15 protein-coding genes are annotated in these 14,817 nt (G+C 68.8%); 6 read left to right on the forward strand and 9 right to left on the reverse strand.

What is annotated here, in order from left to right; genetic code table 11:
• Positions 1-123: 123 nt before the first annotated feature.
• The 4 genes from AC4NN1_RS08900 to AC4NN1_RS08915 form a co-directional block, all read right to left on the reverse strand.
• Positions 124-843: a S1 family peptidase gene (locus tag AC4NN1_RS08900; protein WP_491955064.1), complete on the reverse strand. Its 720-nt coding sequence runs from the start codon at positions 841-843 to the stop codon at positions 124-126.
• Positions 828-1,265, reverse strand: coding sequence for a hypothetical protein (locus tag AC4NN1_RS08905; protein ID WP_491955065.1), 438 nt, complete (start codon positions 1,263-1,265; stop codon positions 828-830). Before AC4NN1_RS08905 ends, AC4NN1_RS08900 begins: the two co-directional genes overlap by 16 nt.
• Before the next feature lie 154 nt (positions 1,266-1,419).
• Positions 1,420-2,673 carry a hypothetical protein gene (locus AC4NN1_RS08910; RefSeq protein WP_491955066.1) on the reverse strand — a complete coding sequence of 418 codons (1,254 nt, stop codon included), beginning with the start codon at positions 2,671-2,673 and terminating at the stop codon, positions 1,420-1,422.
• Positions 2,674-2,817: 144 nt separating this feature from the next.
• Entirely contained in the window at positions 2,818-3,648 is an 831-nt protein-coding gene (locus AC4NN1_RS08915) for an aldo/keto reductase (RefSeq protein WP_491955067.1), read from the reverse strand.
• Between the two features lie 102 nt (positions 3,649-3,750).
• Between AC4NN1_RS08915 and AC4NN1_RS08920 the strand changes: the two genes are divergently transcribed.
• Genes AC4NN1_RS08920 through AC4NN1_RS08930 form a run of 3 tightly spaced genes read left to right on the forward strand, consistent with a single transcriptional unit; the run spans position 3,751 to position 6,556 of the window.
• Positions 3,751-5,022, forward strand: coding sequence for a sensor histidine kinase (locus AC4NN1_RS08920; RefSeq protein ID WP_491955068.1), 1,272 nt, complete (start codon positions 3,751-3,753; stop codon positions 5,020-5,022).
• On the forward strand, positions 5,010-5,702 hold the full coding sequence (locus AC4NN1_RS08925; protein WP_491955069.1) for a LuxR C-terminal-related transcriptional regulator: 693 nt from the start codon (positions 5,010-5,012) through the stop codon (positions 5,700-5,702). Before AC4NN1_RS08920 ends, AC4NN1_RS08925 begins: the two co-directional genes overlap by 13 nt.
• Positions 5,699-6,556: a hypothetical protein gene (locus tag AC4NN1_RS08930; RefSeq protein WP_491955070.1), complete on the forward strand. Its 858-nt coding sequence runs from the start codon at positions 5,699-5,701 to the stop codon at positions 6,554-6,556. The genes AC4NN1_RS08925 and AC4NN1_RS08930 overlap by 4 nt, the downstream gene beginning before the upstream one ends.
• An 85-nt stretch (positions 6,557-6,641) precedes the next feature.
• Here AC4NN1_RS08930 and aztD read toward each other — a convergent pair whose 3' ends face one another.
• Genes aztD through aztB form a run of 4 tightly spaced genes read right to left on the reverse strand, consistent with a single transcriptional unit; the run spans position 6,642 to position 10,766 of the window.
• A complete protein-coding gene (gene aztD / locus AC4NN1_RS08935; protein ID WP_491955071.1) occupies positions 6,642-7,814 on the reverse strand; it encodes a zinc metallochaperone AztD in 1,173 nt (390 codons plus the stop codon).
• 23 nt (positions 7,815-7,837) lie between these two features.
• On the reverse strand, positions 7,838-8,734 hold the full coding sequence (locus AC4NN1_RS08940) for a metal ABC transporter solute-binding protein, Zn/Mn family (protein ID WP_491955072.1): 897 nt from the start codon (positions 8,732-8,734) through the stop codon (positions 7,838-7,840).
• Entirely contained in the window at positions 8,731-9,924 is a 1,194-nt protein-coding gene (locus AC4NN1_RS08945) for a hypothetical protein (protein WP_491955073.1), read from the reverse strand. The genes AC4NN1_RS08940 and AC4NN1_RS08945 overlap by 4 nt, the downstream gene beginning before the upstream one ends.
• Positions 9,921-10,766: a zinc ABC transporter permease AztB gene (aztB, locus tag AC4NN1_RS08950; protein WP_491955074.1), complete on the reverse strand. Its 846-nt coding sequence runs from the start codon at positions 10,764-10,766 to the stop codon at positions 9,921-9,923. The genes AC4NN1_RS08945 and aztB overlap by 4 nt, the downstream gene beginning before the upstream one ends.
• Positions 10,767-10,820: 54 nt before the next feature.
• Here aztB and aztA point away from each other — a divergent pair, with 54 nt between their 5' ends.
• The 3 genes from aztA to AC4NN1_RS08965 all read left to right on the forward strand — a co-directional run bounded on the left by aztA (position 10,821) and on the right by AC4NN1_RS08965 (position 13,566).
• The gene (aztA, locus tag AC4NN1_RS08955; protein WP_491955075.1) at positions 10,821-11,522 is read left to right on the forward strand and encodes a zinc ABC transporter ATP-binding protein AztA; all 702 of its coding nucleotides are present in this window, start codon (positions 10,821-10,823) and stop codon (positions 11,520-11,522) included.
• A complete protein-coding gene (gene pgi / locus AC4NN1_RS08960) occupies positions 11,519-13,201 on the forward strand; it encodes a glucose-6-phosphate isomerase (protein ID WP_491955076.1) in 1,683 nt (560 codons plus the stop codon). The genes aztA and pgi overlap by 4 nt, the downstream gene beginning before the upstream one ends.
• Positions 13,202-13,302: 101 nt before the next feature.
• Positions 13,303-13,566: a hypothetical protein gene (locus AC4NN1_RS08965; protein WP_491955077.1), complete on the forward strand. Its 264-nt coding sequence runs from the start codon at positions 13,303-13,305 to the stop codon at positions 13,564-13,566.
• Positions 13,567-13,575: 9 nt separating this feature from the next.
• Here AC4NN1_RS08965 and AC4NN1_RS08970 read toward each other — a convergent pair whose 3' ends face one another.
• Positions 13,576-14,799, reverse strand: a complete 1,224-nt coding sequence (locus AC4NN1_RS08970; protein WP_491955078.1) for an HNH endonuclease signature motif containing protein — start codon at positions 14,797-14,799, stop codon at positions 13,576-13,578.
• Positions 14,800-14,817 lie beyond the last annotated feature (18 nt).

Raw genomic sequence — 14,817 nt, forward strand, 5'->3', positions numbered from 1 at the left:
TCGCGCTGAAGCGGCCACCGGCCGACGCCCCCGCTGACTGTTCCCGCATGCTCATCCCCCGATGCCGTCCGCGATGCCTCGAACGTTAGCGCCCCAGAGCGAGCGGCGGAAGAGTCAGCTCTTCTATCCGCGACGACCGGAGCTCGGGTAGCTGCAACGCAAAAGCGTAAGGCTTTCGTTCATCGGACATACCGGTTCGTAAGCCGAGACTCCCTCAACTCGACAGCCGAACCCGTAGGAAACGACTCCGATCAAGCGCGCGGCCGAGTCGATCAGCGGCGCCCCAGAGTCTCCCGAGCAAACATCGCGTCCAGTCGATCGCGCGCACAGTATCGCCCCACTGCTCGTGCCGCGGTCGCATTCGCGTGCGCTGATCAAACTCACCTGGACCGCCTGTAAGCCGCAGACTCGGACTCCACCAGCGTTCTGACTCGACCACCCATGCACACTTAGCGTCTCATCGGTTTCAGGTTCGGGAGTCGTTGGGGGCTTCGGAGGATCGCCCAATAGAGGGAGGACTGCCAAGTCGTGTCCGGGCGCGATCTGCGGGACCCCTAACGGAACGCGGCCCGAAGGACCGACGCGGCAGTCCGAGTCTGGGAAAGCAACTTCAACATTCTCTACAACGCAGTGCGCAGCGGTGACGACGGATCGCCCCACAAGACTGCCGCTGCAAACGGCCCCTGATTGCTCAGCGCCCAAAGGGGTGCCTTCATGTACGAGAAGGACAAGGCCGTCGACAGTGGGGCCGGGAACATAGGCTGACACTTCTTCACCCTGACTACACCCTGCTAGAAGAGCAGACACGCACATCAGAGCCAGGAGCGCTACGGCCGTCCGCATGGTTCGGTGTCCGTTCCGCACATCAACGCGTTCAGCGGAACCACGAGCTCGTGGGTTGCACCACCCACGGAATAGCGAATAGAAATTCCCTTCCACCCACCACCCTCAGGCCCGGTGGCCTCGAGTCCGATGACGATCTGTTGCACCCTTCCGCGTGAGCCGCACGCATAGGTGAACTGCGCATCCTTGGCATTGACAAAGGTCACGTCGTCTGAAGCCAGGGGCGGATATCCAGTTGCGGATATCACGCCGCCCTCTGGCGATGGCGCGGCTAGCACGAGCGGCGGCAGATCGATGATGCTTCCTACCTTCTCAACCGGCTCGACGGCGATGATCTTCGCCTCGGCACCGTCCACCATGCACACATCGACCCCGAACACGGTTCTCGGTTCACTCTTCGTCCACCACGAGACGCCAGTCACCCAATTCGGTTCTGGAGAACTGGACGTGTCCTCGAGGCCGACCCTCATCGGCTGAGATTCGTTCGGGCGCACCTCTGCTGCGGCGCATCCTGTGAGAGCCGCCAACATCACGCAGCACATCACAATGACGCTCCGCCTCATACGGTCACGACCATCACTTCTTCTTGCCTTTGATGCGGCTCGCGAACGACGGAATGTCGTCGTTACCGCACAGCTGGAATCCGGCCTTCTGGGTGTAGGTCACACTGTGAGTTCGCGACCACTGACTTGCCGTTTTCACGCTGATGCTCACCGGCGCGTCGAGCGAGACACCAGCAGAGTTGGCGTAGCTGTCCGTGGTGTCGCGCGTCCAAGAACCCGCCGCCACGTCGCGACACTTCGTCCATGGCCACCCGTACGACGTCGGGAGCGTGGATGTTCCGCCGGTCAGCCGTAGGGGACGCATGGTGTGCTGAGTGTAAACGTAAGACCTTGAACCCCCGTTGTTCTGGTAGCACTTGGAGGTGTACCGAGCCATTTCGGATTCGACGCGGAAATACCGCTTGGTTTCGCTCGCTTCCCAGGTCTGGCTGTAGCTCGACGACTTGCTCGAATCCCCGGAAGCGAACCATGTTCCGGCCTTGGCCGTCGCGCTGACTGCGACACCGAGCGTCACTGTTTGAGACGAGGTGAACTTCGCGGACGCCTTCTGCCCTGCCCCACCCGGCAGCCCATCTGCGATGATTGCGGACTCGTAGATTCCACGCTTGACCAGCTTCGATTCGCAGTCAATCCAAGGCTTGTCGAATGTCGACTTGTCGAGGGACAGCTGATCCGTTTGCACTGCATCCGCCATGTCGACCTCAGGGGATGAGAGGAACTCGGCCTCTTCCTCTGCGGAACGGGTGGCGGCGGGCTCCTCTCGCACCTCCTCCAACGCGCTGGCCGCGAGCGGCTCGATGAAGGTCTCAGTCTCTTCGTCGATTGCCACGGAGGTGGTCGTCTCGAGGACAGTGTTGCCATCCCACGCCATCACCGCGACATCGAGAATTCCGTCCTCGCCTACGTATTCGAGAGGAACATCCTCAGGACTCACCCTCAAGTCGAACGTTCCATCTGGATCGACATCGGCGCGCGCAACTGGAAGAAGGTTGAAAGTAGCTCCTACCTCTTGCTGCGCGAGCACGTCCTCGCTCGGCCAGAGTTGAGCTATCACCGTGCCGCCATTCGCACCGAGGGCGTCAGTCTCCCCTTCGACAAGCGACGGAGCGTCCTCCAGGTCCTCGCTTGGGGGAAGCTCCTCTATAGCGGCCGCCGGAACCTGAGCCGGAAGATCGGTCAAGGCGTCGTCTGCGACCGGAGGCGAGGAGAGCAGACTTGTCACCAACGTGGCCACCGACCCCATAACGAACAGTGCGCTTGTTGCCATCCTCATTTTTCCCCCAGACATACCGACTGACTAGTCGGAGCACCACGCCGCACGTGGACGCTAGCGCCGGGCGCGAGGCGGCGTCTGTAGGCCGTTCGGTGGACAGGGCAGAGATTGCTCCGCTTCCGGAGGGGGCGGCGGCGCTCACATCTCCTCGTGGGTGTCGGGGTCGCCGTCCCACAGCCGGCCGCGCTCGAGGGCCGAGATCGCGGCGATCTCTTCGTCCGTCAGCGAGAACTCGAACACGTCGGCGTTCTCGGCCTGGCGGGCGGGGTCGGCGGACTTCGGAATGGGCGTGCTGCCGAGCTGGACGTGCCAGCGGAGGACGACCTGCGTCGGCGTGACATCGTGCGCGGCCGCGATGTCGATGACAACCTGCTCGCTCAACAGCTCCGAGCGCCGGGCGAGCGGACTCCAGCTCTCGGTGCGGATGCCCTGCGAGGCGTGGAACGCCCGCAGGTGCGCCTGCGGGAAGTACGGGTGCAGCTCGACCTGGTTGACCGCCGGCACGACGCCGGTCGCCTCGATGATCCGGGCGAGCATCGGCTCGGTGAAGTTGGAGACGCCGACCGATCCGACGCGCCCCTCCTTCTGCAGATCGACCATCGCGCGGTAGGTGTCGACGTACTTGTCGACGCTCGGGTTGGGCCAGTGGATGAGGTACAGGTCGATGCGCTCGAGCCCGAGGCGCTCGAGCGATCCCTCGGCGCTGCGGCGGGTCTCGTCGTAGCCGTGATCGCGACCGGGGACCTTCGTCGTGACGATGAGGTCGTCCCGGATGCCGCTGCGCCGCACGGCCTCGCCGACCTCGCGCTCGTTCTCGTAGTTGACGGCCGAATCGAGCAACCGGTAGCCACCCTCGATCGCGGTGACGATCGACTGCGTGCCGTCCTCGCCGCGGAGGTTGTAGGTGCCGAGACCGAGCTGCGGGAACGCGGTGCCGTCGTTGAGGGAGACCGTGGGGATGCTGACCATTCCGCCACCGTACGCCGGATCCGCCCTTTGGGGGATAACCCGAAAGGAGGTCTCGGGTCCGCCCCGATGTGGCGGTCTCGGGGTCGCCCCTAGCGTGGGGACATGACTTCCGACACCTCCGCGCCTCCCCGGCGGCTCCGGCCGCTGCGGCGCCTGGGCGCGCTCGCGCAGCTCGCCGCCATCGCCCTGGTGGGCATCGGCATCCTCACCACCGCCGCCACCCTTTTCGGCACCGGTATCGGCTTGGCGCTCGTCCTGGGTATCGGCCTCGTCCTGATCATCGCTGCGCTCTACGTCGCGTGGGCCGCGGCCTGGCTCGAGCATGAACGAGCCGAAGGCCTGTACGGCCACGGCATCCCGCCGCTGGCGATCCGCGCGAGCGGTCAGCCGGGCTTCCGAGGCTTCCTCCGCACGCTGTGGCTCCAGTTCACCGACGGGGCGATGTGGCGCGGCATCGGCAGCTTCGCGATCGCCGCCGTGCTCGGCTGGATCGTCATCGGGGCCACGTCTGCCGTCGTGACCGGCATCGGACTCGCCGTCTCGCCTCTCGTCGGCGCCGCGGGCGGCCGACTGCCGGTCCTCGGCATCCCGGTCACGGGCGGCTGGGCCGTCGCGGGCGGCATACTCGCGGTCCTGGTGAGCCTCGGCATCCTGTTCGGGGTCACCCTGCTCGACGACCTTCTGACCCGGTCGATCCTCGTGCCCTCGCGCGAGGCCGTCCTCGCCGAGCAGGCGCGGACCGCCGGGGCCCAGCGGGCCGGTGCGGTGCGGGCCAGCGAGGTCGAGCGCACCCGCATCGAACGCGACCTGCACGACGGCGTCCAGCCGCGGCTCGTCTCGGTCGGGATGACCCTCGGCTTGGCGCAGCAGAAGATCGACTCCGACCCGGTTGCGGCGAAGGCGCTCATCGATGAGGCTCACACCTCGACGAAGGCGGCCATAACCGAGCTCCGTCAGCTGGCTCGCGGCATCCACGCCTCGGTCCTCGACGACCGGGGACTGGATGCCGCCCTCTCGGCCCTCGCGGCACGGTCTCACGTCCCCGTCGCCCTCGACGTCCGTCTCGACGAACGCTGCAGCGCGACCTCGGAGGCGGCGGTGTACTTCGTCATCGCCGAATCGCTCACCAACGCCGCCAAGCACGCCCGCGCCACCGAGGTGCGCGTCGTGGTCCGCAGCCGCGACGACGCCCAGGCCGGACGCCTCATCTGGGCGCGCGTCGAGGACAACGGCATCGGCGGCGCACGCGTGCTGCCCGGCGGCGGTATCGACGGGATCATGAACCGGGTGCTCGCCGCCGGCGGCACCGCGACGCTCGACAGCCCGATCGGTGGACCGACGGCTCTGGAGGTGACGGTCCCGTGCGCATCCTGATCTGCGAGGACTCGACGCTGCTGCGCGAAGGCCTGGTCCGCGTGCTCGAGGACGCCGGCCACACCGTGGTCGCCGCCCTCCCCCACGCCGGCGACATCGTCGAGACGGTGACCGCGTCGGCGCCGGAGCTCTGCATCCTCGACGTCCGGCTGCCGCCGACGTTCACCGATGAGGGCATCCGGGCCGCGCTGTCGCTGCGGGCGCAGCATCCCACCCTCCCCGTGCTGGTGCTCAGCCAGTATGTCGAGGAGCGCTACGCGAGCGACCTCATCACCGGGCAGAACGCCGCCCTCGGGTACCTGCTGAAGGACCGCGTGGCCGACGTCAAGGACTTCCTCGACTCGATCGACCGGATCGCCGCCGGGGCCACGGTCCTCGACCCCGAGGTCGTCGCCCAGCTGCTGACCCGCCGAGCGCGGGACGAGCGGATGTCGCGCCTCACCGACCGGGAACGCTCCGTCCTCGCGCTCATCGCCGAGGGAAAGAGCAACGCGGCCATCGCCACGGCGCTCTTCGTCTCGGAGGCGAGCGTCGAGAAGTACATCACCTCGCTCTTCCAGAAGCTCGGCCTCGAACAGGATGAGCACGGCAACCGACGGGTGCTCGCGGCTCTCGTCCACCTCGAACACGGCACCTCGCCCGCCGCCGGGCATCCCGATCAGAATGGAACGAACCGATGAGCATCGACCTCACTCCCCCGCCCACCGCTCCCACGACGCCTGCCCCGCAGCCACCGCAGCAGCCGCGGCGCGCGTCGGCGCAAATCGTCTCGATCATCGCGATGTCGCTCGGCGGCGTACTGCTGCTCGGGACGCTCGTCTCGGGCATCGGCTCGATCGCCTACGCGAGCACGAATCGCGGCGCCGGCGATCAGTCGGCCGATGTCGCGGGGGTGACGGGCCTGTCCTTGGACGTCTCGGCCGGTCACGTCGTCGTCGACTATGCGGACGTCGACGAGGCGACCCTCACCGTCGACGGGAACCGCGACTGGAAGCTCGAGCGGCGCGGCGAGACGCTGTCGCTCTCCAACTCGCGCCCGTGGTGGATGCTCCAAGTGGGCTTCGACGCGACCGAGAACCGCGCGACGCTGACCCTCCCCGAGGAGATGGCGGACCAGAAGCTGGATGCCGACGTCAACGTCGCGGCGGGATCGGTCACGGCAGACGGCACCTACGGGCTCCTCGACGTGTCGGTCGGTGCGGGCGACGCGACGGTGACCGGCTCCGCGGACGACGTCCGGGTCGATGTCAGCGCCGGTGATGCCGACGTCGCTGTCGACGGGGTACAGCGCGCGAATCTCACCATCGGCGCGGGTCAGATCACTGCCGACCTCCGCGGCGAGGACCTCGACGACGTCCGTGTGGATGTCAGCGCGGGGACCCTCGTGGCGACCCTCCCTGACGAGGCGTACCGCGTGACGTCCGACGTCTCCGTCGGCACGTTCGACAACCGTCTGCAGACCTCGACGAGCGCCACGCGCACCATCGACGCCACCGTCTCGGCCGGTACGGTCACCCTCCGCCCCGGCGTCTAGCCCCTTACGTACGACGAGCCGTCGCAGATGGTCGCCCCCGAACCGGGGAAACGACCATCCGCGACGGCTCGCGGTGTGTCAGGGGTCAGCCGACGACGGCGATCTCGTTCGGGACGTGGTCGAGCGCCACGGTCTTCGCGATCTTGTCGGCGGCCAGGTCGACGACGACGATCTCGCTGTCGGCAGGATCGGTCACGTAGGCGAACGACCCTGCGACCTTGACGGACGGGTGCGGGTCCTGCCATTCGGCGGGTCCCTCCCACGGGTCGACGACCTTCAGCGACGACACGACCTCTCCGGTGGCCGGATCGATCGTGTGCAGCTTGCCGTCGGTGCCGATCAGGACCGCCTCGGCGTCCGGCCCGCGTCCGACGCCCCGGTAGGTGTACTCGACACCATCGGGGAGCGCGACCTTCTTCAGGGTCTTCGCTGCTGTGTCGATCAGGGCGATGTCACGGAGGAGGTACCCCTCGGCATCCGGGTCGTCCTTGTAGTCCATGACGACGAGCAGGCTGTCCTCGGAGACGTAGGCGTTGCCCATGCGGCCGTATTCGTCGGGCGACGTGAGCTTCGTGATCTCGCCGTCCTTCACGACGAGGGCGCCGTTCTCGCAGCCGAAGACGACGGCCTCGTCCTTCGCAGTGCCTTCACCGTGCGCGCCGGGGCACTCGTCGTTCGACGCGATCTCGTTGCGGTCCTTGTCGAGGACGCGGATGCCGGTGCGCCCTGACTCGTCGCCGACGGTCGTCAGCAGGGTGCCGTCCTCGAGCTCGACCGAGACGCCGTGGTGCGCGGTGACGCCGGCGATGACGTCGGCCTTCGGGAGGGCATCGCCCGTCTTCGCCAGCTCTGCCGAGTCGAAGATCGTCGTGTCGCTCGTCGCGTCGTCGTACAACACCGTCTTGCCGGCGTGCGAGACGACGTGCCCCGCGGTGGCGGCGGGCACGACGAGGTCGGTGAGCTCTGGCTGCTGCGCGTCGAGCAGCTGGAAGCCCTTCGAGGTCGTCACCATCACGTGTCGGCCGTCGCCGGCGGCGTTGAGGCGGATGAAGTCCTCGGAGTCGAACTCGCCGAGATTCGCGTAGTCGTCGCCACCGAGGACGAGCACGCCCCCCTCGTACCCGACGGCGACACGGGGGCCGTCGGGTACGGCCGCGCTGTCGGCGGGGTCGGATGCGGGCTGCGCTGCGGACGCGCAGCCCGCGAGGAGCAGGGCAGCGGCGCCGGCGAGGGCACCGAACTGCAGGGTCTTCTTCATGGGTTTCCTTTCCAGGGAATGCCTCACGGGGTGAGGCCGTCGGCGATGCTCTGCAGGTTGCGTCGCATCATGTCGAGGTAGGTGCCGCCCGGCGAGCCTTCGGGGGCGAGGGACTCGGTGAACAGTGAGACGACGTCGACGTCGCGGCCGGCCTCGTCGGCGAGCACCCGCATGAGCCGGTCGGGCTGCGACGAGTCGGCGAAGATCGTCGTCACGCCGGCGTCGTCGATCGCGTCGACGAGGCCTTTCAGGTCCGAGGCGCTGGGCGCGGCGAGCGTCGTCCCACCCGGGATCGCCGCTCCCAGGATCCGCACGTCATAGCGCCGGGCGAGGTAGCCGAAGACGTGATGGTTCGTGACGAGCGCCCGGCGCTCGGCAGGAATCGCACCGAGGGTGTCGGCCATGTCGGCATCCAGCTCGTCGAGTTCGTCGAGGTAGGCCTCGGCCGCCTTCTCGACGACGGATGCCTCTACCCCGGCGATCTGCGCGAGCTGCGGCGCGAGCGCCTCGACCACGCGGGCGGTCTGCGTGGGATCGGTCCAGAAGTGCGGGTCGACGGCATCCGAGTCGGCGTAGTCGAGCGGCTCGATGTGGTCGCCCGCCACGAACGAGGCGACCCCGTCGGCCACCGCGGCGTCGACGTGGTGCTGCACGCCCTCTTCGAGCCCCAGCCCGTTCGAGACGAGCAGGTCGGCGGTGCGCATGCGGGCGGCTTCGCGCGCTGAGAGCTCGAACGAATGCGGGTCGCTGCCGCGGGGCATGAGGGTGACGACATCGACCTCGTCACCGACGAGGTTCGCCGTGATGTCCCCGAGCAGGTCGGTCGTGACGACGACGGTCGGCCGGTCGCTGCCGGCCGCAGCGCAGCCGGTCAGCGTGGCGACGACGGCGACCACCAGCGCGGCGAGCGCGCGCCTCATCGGCCCGTCTCCGCGACGAAGGCGGGCGCATCCGGCGTCTCGAACGTGCGCGCGATGCGCGCGGAGTCGGCGTGGTCGATCTCGAACATCGCGTTCTCGGCGGGTCCGTTCAGGTAGGTGCGGTTCGCGTCGATCTGCAGGGTCACGCCCGCCGCGAGGACGGGGTCGGCGAGGGATGCCGTCACCAGCGGCTTCGTGCGCGCGATCGCCTTGCCGCTCTCGCCGTCGATCACGAGAACCTCCCCCTTCGTCGTGAGGGCGACGACGTGCTGGTCGGCGTCGTCGACCGCGGCGACGCGGGCGAGCGGCTCGCCGGCATCGACGCGGGTCCACGCGCGCTCGCGGGTGTCGAGCAGCCAGAACGCGTCGCCGCCGGTGAGGCCGGCGACCGTCGGCCGCCCCTCGCGTGCGGCGAAGGAGAGCGCGCGGTCGTCGGCACCCTCGGGGTAGGGGATCCGCTCGAACGAGGTGCCGTCGGCATCCGTCACCGCCAGGATCGCAGCGTCGGCGCATCCGACGACGACGCCGACGTTCGTGGCGATCGAACCGGCGGGATCATTGCAGGGCACGGTCTCGACGTCGGCGCCGGTCGCGTCGACGTGGCGGAGACCGTCGGCATCCGTCACGAGGGCGCCCGTCGGGAGCGGGACCACCATGCCCGAGCCGGCGGGGACATCGAGGCGGAAGCGCTCCTCGATGCGCCCCTTCTTGAGCGCGTCGAGGTCGAGGAGCACGGCCTCTCCCCCGTCGAACCGGATCCCCGCACCGAGGTCGCTCGCGACGACGGTCGGCTCGCCGTCGCCGGTGAGGTCGCCGAGGATCACTGCGGGAGCCTCGTAGTAGTGGAAGTGGTCGACGTGGTTCCACGTCCAGACGCCGCTGTCGACGATCCCGACGCCGCCGTCGCGCCCCGCGTAGAGAAACCGGCCGTCGGTCTCGAGCGAGGTCGGCGGCGTGATCTCGCCGAGTGCGTCGGTCGTCTCGTCGAGCAGGTCGAGGTGGCGGACCTCACCGCCCGGGGTGACGCTCGTGAGGTGCAGGGCGGGCTCGGCGAGTTCGGTGGCGCCCGCGATGGCGCCGTGTCCCTCGCCCGTCGATTCGGGGACGGATGCCGGTGCCGACTGGCAGGCCGTAAGGGCGAGGGCGAGGGCGAGGGCGGGCACGAGGGCGATCGGGGCGCGGCGGTTCATGCGGTCCTTTCGTCGAGGGCGGGGCGGGTGGGGCGGATGAGGGCGCGGATGCCGGTGGACACCGCGCCGGAGCAGATCGCCGTGAAGGCGACGGTGGCTCCCGCGGCGGTGCCGAGGTGCCATGAGAGGACGAGGCCGACGGCCACGGCGGCGGTGCCGATGACGGCCGCGAGCGCCATGGTCGGCACGATGCGGCGGGTCCACGCGCCGGCGGCGACGGCCGGTCCGAGGAGCATGCCGACAACCAAGAGCGATCCGACGGCCTGATAGGCCGAGACGACAGCGAGGGTGACGAGTCCGACGAGCAGGATGTGCGCGAGTCGGGGGCGGAGGCCGAGCAACTGCGCCTGGCGGGGGTCGACGGCGAGGGCGACGAAGGAACGGTGGCCCGCGGCGGCGACCAGCAGGGTCACAGCCGCAGCGACGGCGAGGAGCACGAGGTCGCCCCGCTCGATCGCCAGGATGTCGCCGAAGAGGATGGCCGAGGCATCCGTCGCGAAGCTGCGCGAGGCCGAGATGACGATGACCCCCAGCGAGAGACTCGCGACGAAGAGGAGGCCGATGCTGGTGTCGGCCGAGAGCCGGCCGCGGCGCTGCAGGGCTCCGACGCCGAGCGACATCGCCGCCGCGCTGACGGCCGCGCCGACCACGGGTGGGAACCCGGTGAGCGTGGCGACCGCGATCCCGGGCAGCATGCCGTGGGCCATCGCCTCGCCGAGGAAGGCCATTCCGCGGAGGACGACCCACGTGCCGACGACCGCGCAGACGACCGCGACGAGGGCGCCACCGACGAGGGCGCGCTGGACGAAGGCGACGGCGAACGGATCGAGGAGGACGGACACGGTGCCCGACTGTACACGTAATTGAGAACGGTTTTCATTTGCAATACTGGTCGGATGCACAGCTCACGGGTCGTCGTCCGGTTGGGTGAGGTCTGCGTCGACATCGACGGGCACCGCGCCCTCGACGGCGTCGATCTCGACGTTCGCGCCGGCGTGCTCACGGCCGTGGTGGGTGCGAACGGGTCGGGGAAGTCGACGCTCGTATCCGTGCTCGCGGGGCTCCGCGCGCCGACGTCGGGCACGGTCGAGATGCGCCCGGGAACGGCGATCGCACTCGTGCCGCAGCACACCGCCGACACCGCTCGCCTGCCCCTGACCGTCACCGATCTCGTGTCGATGGGCCGCTGGCGCGAGCGCGGCGCTTTTCGCCCGCTGCGGCGGAGGGACCGGGAGCGCGTCGCCGAGGCGATCGACGCGGTCGGGCTGAGGCCGTACTCCTCTCGTCCGCTCGGTGCGCTCTCGGGAGGTCAGCGTCAGCGGGCGTTCGTCGGCCAGGCGCTCGCGCAGGACGCGGATCTGCTGCTCCTCGACGAGCCGACGAGCGGTCTCGACGATGCGTCGCGGCGAGCCGCGGCATCCGCTCTGCGCGTCGCGGCCGACAGGGGTGCGGCGGTCGTCGTGGTGACGCACGACCTCGGCGAGCTCGGCGAGGTGGATGACGTCGTGACGCTCGCGGCGGGTCGGATGGTCGGTGCGCCGACCGCGTACGACACGCGGGGGCGGAGGGGTCGGAACGTGAGTAGCGTTGAGGGGTGACCAACGCTCCGATCGATGCCACCACCACGTCCGCCTGGGCTGAACTCGAGTCGCTGAAAGCCGGCTTCACCCCCGATCTGCGCGGCTGGTTCGCGGCAGACCCGGAGCGCGTCGCCACACTGACGCACGACGTCGCCGACCTGCACGTCGACCTGTCGAAGAACCTCGTGACTGACGAGATCGTCGCCGCCCTCGTGCGCCTCGCCGAGCAGACCGGCGTCGCCGAGCGGTACGCCGCGATGCTCGCGGGCGAGCACATCAACACGACCGAGGATCGTGCCGTGCTGCACACAGCTCTCCGCCGTCCCGCTGACGCGACGCCGTCGCTGACGGTCGACGGTCAGGACGTGGACGCCGACGTGCAGGGTGTGCTCGACGCGATGGCCGAGTTCGCCGGCCGGGTGCGCAAGGGCGAGTTCACCGGTATCACCGGCAAGAAGGTCGAGACGGTGGTCAACATCGGCATCGGCGGGTCGGACCTCGGGCCCGTGATGATCTCGGCGGCGCTGGAGCCGTATGCGGATGCCGGCATCTCGGCGCGCTTCGTATCCAACATCGACCCGTTCGACATCGCGTCGAAGACGAAGGACCTCGACCCCGAGACGACGCTGTTCATCGTCGCCTCGAAGACGTTCACGACGCTCGAGACGCTGACCAACGCGCGCCTCGCCCGTGACTGGCTGTGGGAGGGTCTCGCGTCGGCGGGGGCCATCGACGGCAGCGACGAGCAGAAGAAGGATGCCGTCGCCCACCACTTCGTCGCGGTGTCCACGGCACTCGACAAGGTCGCGGACTTCGGCATCGACACCGCGAACGCGTTCGGCTTCTGGGACTGGGTGGGCGGCCGGTACTCGGTCGACTCGGCGATCGGGCTGTCGCTCGTGATCGAGTTCGGGCCCGACACGTTCCGCGAGCTGCTGGCCGGCTTCCACGCGGTGGACGAGCACGTGCGGACGACGCCGCTCGCGCAGAACGTGCCTGTCCTGATGGGCCTGCTGAACGTCTGGTACACGAACTTCCTCGGCGCGCAGTCGCACGCGGTGCTGCCGTACGCGCAGCAGCTGAGCCGGTTCGCCGCGTACCTGCAGCAGCTGACGATGGAGTCGAACGGCAAGTCGGTGCGGTGGGACGGCTCCCCCGTCACGACCGACACCGGCGAGGTGTTCTGGGGTGAGCCGGGCACGAACGGGCAGCACGCGTTCTACCAGTTGATCCACCAGGGCACGCGGCTGATCCCGGCGGACTTCATCGCGTTCGCGAACCCCGCCTACGCGCTGACCGACGGCGACCGGGATGTGCACGGCCTGTTCCTCGCGAACTTCCTGGCGCAGACGAAGGCACTGGCGTTCGGCAAGACGGCCGAGGAGGTCGAGGCCGAGGGCACGACCGGTGCGCTGGTCGCGGCACGGACGTTCCCCGGCAACCGTCCGACGACGTCGATCTTCGCGCCGTCGCTGACGCCGACGGTGCTCGGCGAACTGGTCGCCCTGTACGAGCACATCACGTTCACGCAGGGTGCGATCTGGGGCATCAACTCGTTCGACCAGTGGGGCGTCGAGCTCGGCAAGCAGCTCGCCATGCAGATCGCGCCCGCGATCGAGGGCGACAGCGACGCGTTCGAGTCGCAGGATTCCTCGACCAAGGCGCTCCTGGAGTACTACCGCGACCACCGCGCCTGAGGCTCGTGACGCGTCTCGAGGTCGAAGTCGGTGGGTGGGAGCACGATTGCTGCGGCCCCGAACTCGTCCGGTTCACGCGTGTGGAATGGACTGTCGTCCCCGTGGCTGACGGTCCTTTCGTCGAGACGCATCACGGCCTGGAGGAGTCGGAGGGCCTGAAGGTCATCGAGGTCGCCGGCACGATCGTGGAGCTGGAGGCCATCGATCGTGATGGTTCCCGCATACCGATCACGCGTATCCCCAGCGGACGCGCCTTGCGCGGGATGGACGAAGAAGACGCAGGCGACGTGATCGAGATGTACACCGACCGCATCGTCGTCGTGTCGGACGACGATTTCATCGTGACCGTGGACGTGCAGAACTGACCGTCGGTCCTAGAACGGTGGTGGGTCGGTGGTGAACTGCGGGATGCGTCGTTCGGGCTTTACGAGGTAGATCCGGCCTGCGGGCGAGGTCCATTCAAGCGCCCCGCCCGGTCTGGCTGTGACCTGCCAGTCGGTGTGGTGTTTGAGGGTGTGGTGCCCGCGGCAGAGGGGTGCGAGGTTGCCGGCGTCGGTGTGTCCGCCGTGGTGCCAGTCGACGGTGTGGTCGATGTCGCACCGATCCGCCGGGATCCCGCAGCCGGGGGCCATGCACCGGGCAGCCCGCCACGCGACGAGCCGGCGAAGGTCCACGGGAGGCCGGTACTGTTCACGTCCGACGGACAGGACGACCCCGGTGTCGGGGTGGGTGAGGACCCGCATCCACCCGGATGCCGCCCCGCACAACTCCCGCGCCCGGTCGAGCGGGATCGGGCCGACGCCGTCGACCTGCGCGGCAGAGCCGTCACCGGTGAGGAGCGTGATAGCGGGCACGGTGACCGTGACGGTCGGGCGGATGCCGCGCACCGTGTCGGGAAGGGATTCGGTCTCCCCGTCGATGAGGAGGTCGCCGAACACGTCGGCACGTTTCTGGTCCAGCGAACGCTCATCATCGAGGGTGTTCGCGATAGCGGTGAGCCTGCCGTGGATCGCGTGCGCTTCGACCGCGGGGAGGTACGCGGTCAGCCACGCCATCCCGTCCGCACCGGGTTCGACGCGCACGTGCCGGCGGGCGACCTCATCCGAGTGACGTTCCGCGATCGTCGCTTCACGCTCTCGGTCCACGATCTGTTTCACTGCGCGGCGGAACGGCCCGGTCGGCACCTCCTCGGCCAGCGCCACCACCTCACCGATGAGGTCATCCCGCACGACGTCGAGTTCATCGAGCCCGTCGACGATGATCGTCGCGTGGGTGTCGGTGATGTCCGCGTGGCTCATCGACTCCCACACCGCCGGGTACCGCTTCACCAACGCCCGCCCGACCCCCATGAGACGTCCCGCGGCGTGCTCGCTGATCCGTAACGCCGACGCGACTTCGAGCCGCACCGACCGTTCCACCAGCACCGACGCACCCTCATCCCGGGTCGCCGCGCGGATCGCGTCATCCCACAACTCGACGATGCACGCATACCGCTGCGCCGCATGGATCGTCGCCATGTCCGCGCTCAACACAACCCAGTCCAGGGTCGTCGGAATCCCCTCGGGGACCTCATCGACATACGGGGAAGGGCTGGACATAGTCCCAGACTAGAAGGG

It is taken from the genome of Microbacterium sp. MDV22-iso44 (assembly GCF_058629135.1).

What these genes read in the sequence shown, in the direction of transcription:
- AC4NN1_RS08900 (WP_491955064.1), bottom strand. Translation starts at nt 843, where the DNA reads ATGCGGACGGCCGTAGCGCTCCTGGCTCTGATGTGCGTGTCTGCTCTT.
- AC4NN1_RS08910 (WP_491955066.1), bottom strand. Translation starts at nt 2,673, where the DNA reads ATGGCAACAAGCGCACTGTTCGTTATGGGGTCGGTGGCCACGTTGGTG.
- AC4NN1_RS08915 (WP_491955067.1), bottom strand. Translation starts at nt 3,648, where the DNA reads ATGGTCAGCATCCCCACGGTCTCCCTCAACGACGGCACCGCGTTCCCG.
- AC4NN1_RS08920 (WP_491955068.1), top strand. Translation starts at nt 3,751, where the DNA reads ATGACTTCCGACACCTCCGCGCCTCCCCGGCGGCTCCGGCCGCTGCGG.
- AC4NN1_RS08930 (WP_491955070.1), top strand. Translation starts at nt 5,699, where the DNA reads ATGAGCATCGACCTCACTCCCCCGCCCACCGCTCCCACGACGCCTGCC.
- aztD (WP_491955071.1), bottom strand. Translation starts at nt 7,814, where the DNA reads ATGAAGAAGACCCTGCAGTTCGGTGCCCTCGCCGGCGCCGCTGCCCTG.
- AC4NN1_RS08940 (WP_491955072.1), bottom strand. Translation starts at nt 8,734, where the DNA reads ATGAGGCGCGCGCTCGCCGCGCTGGTGGTCGCCGTCGTCGCCACGCTG.
- AC4NN1_RS08945 (WP_491955073.1), bottom strand. Translation starts at nt 9,924, where the DNA reads ATGAACCGCCGCGCCCCGATCGCCCTCGTGCCCGCCCTCGCCCTCGCC.
- aztA (WP_491955075.1), top strand. Translation starts at nt 10,821, where the DNA reads ATGCACAGCTCACGGGTCGTCGTCCGGTTGGGTGAGGTCTGCGTCGAC.
- AC4NN1_RS08970 (WP_491955078.1), bottom strand. Translation starts at nt 14,799, where the DNA reads ATGTCCAGCCCTTCCCCGTATGTCGATGAGGTCCCCGAGGGGATTCCG.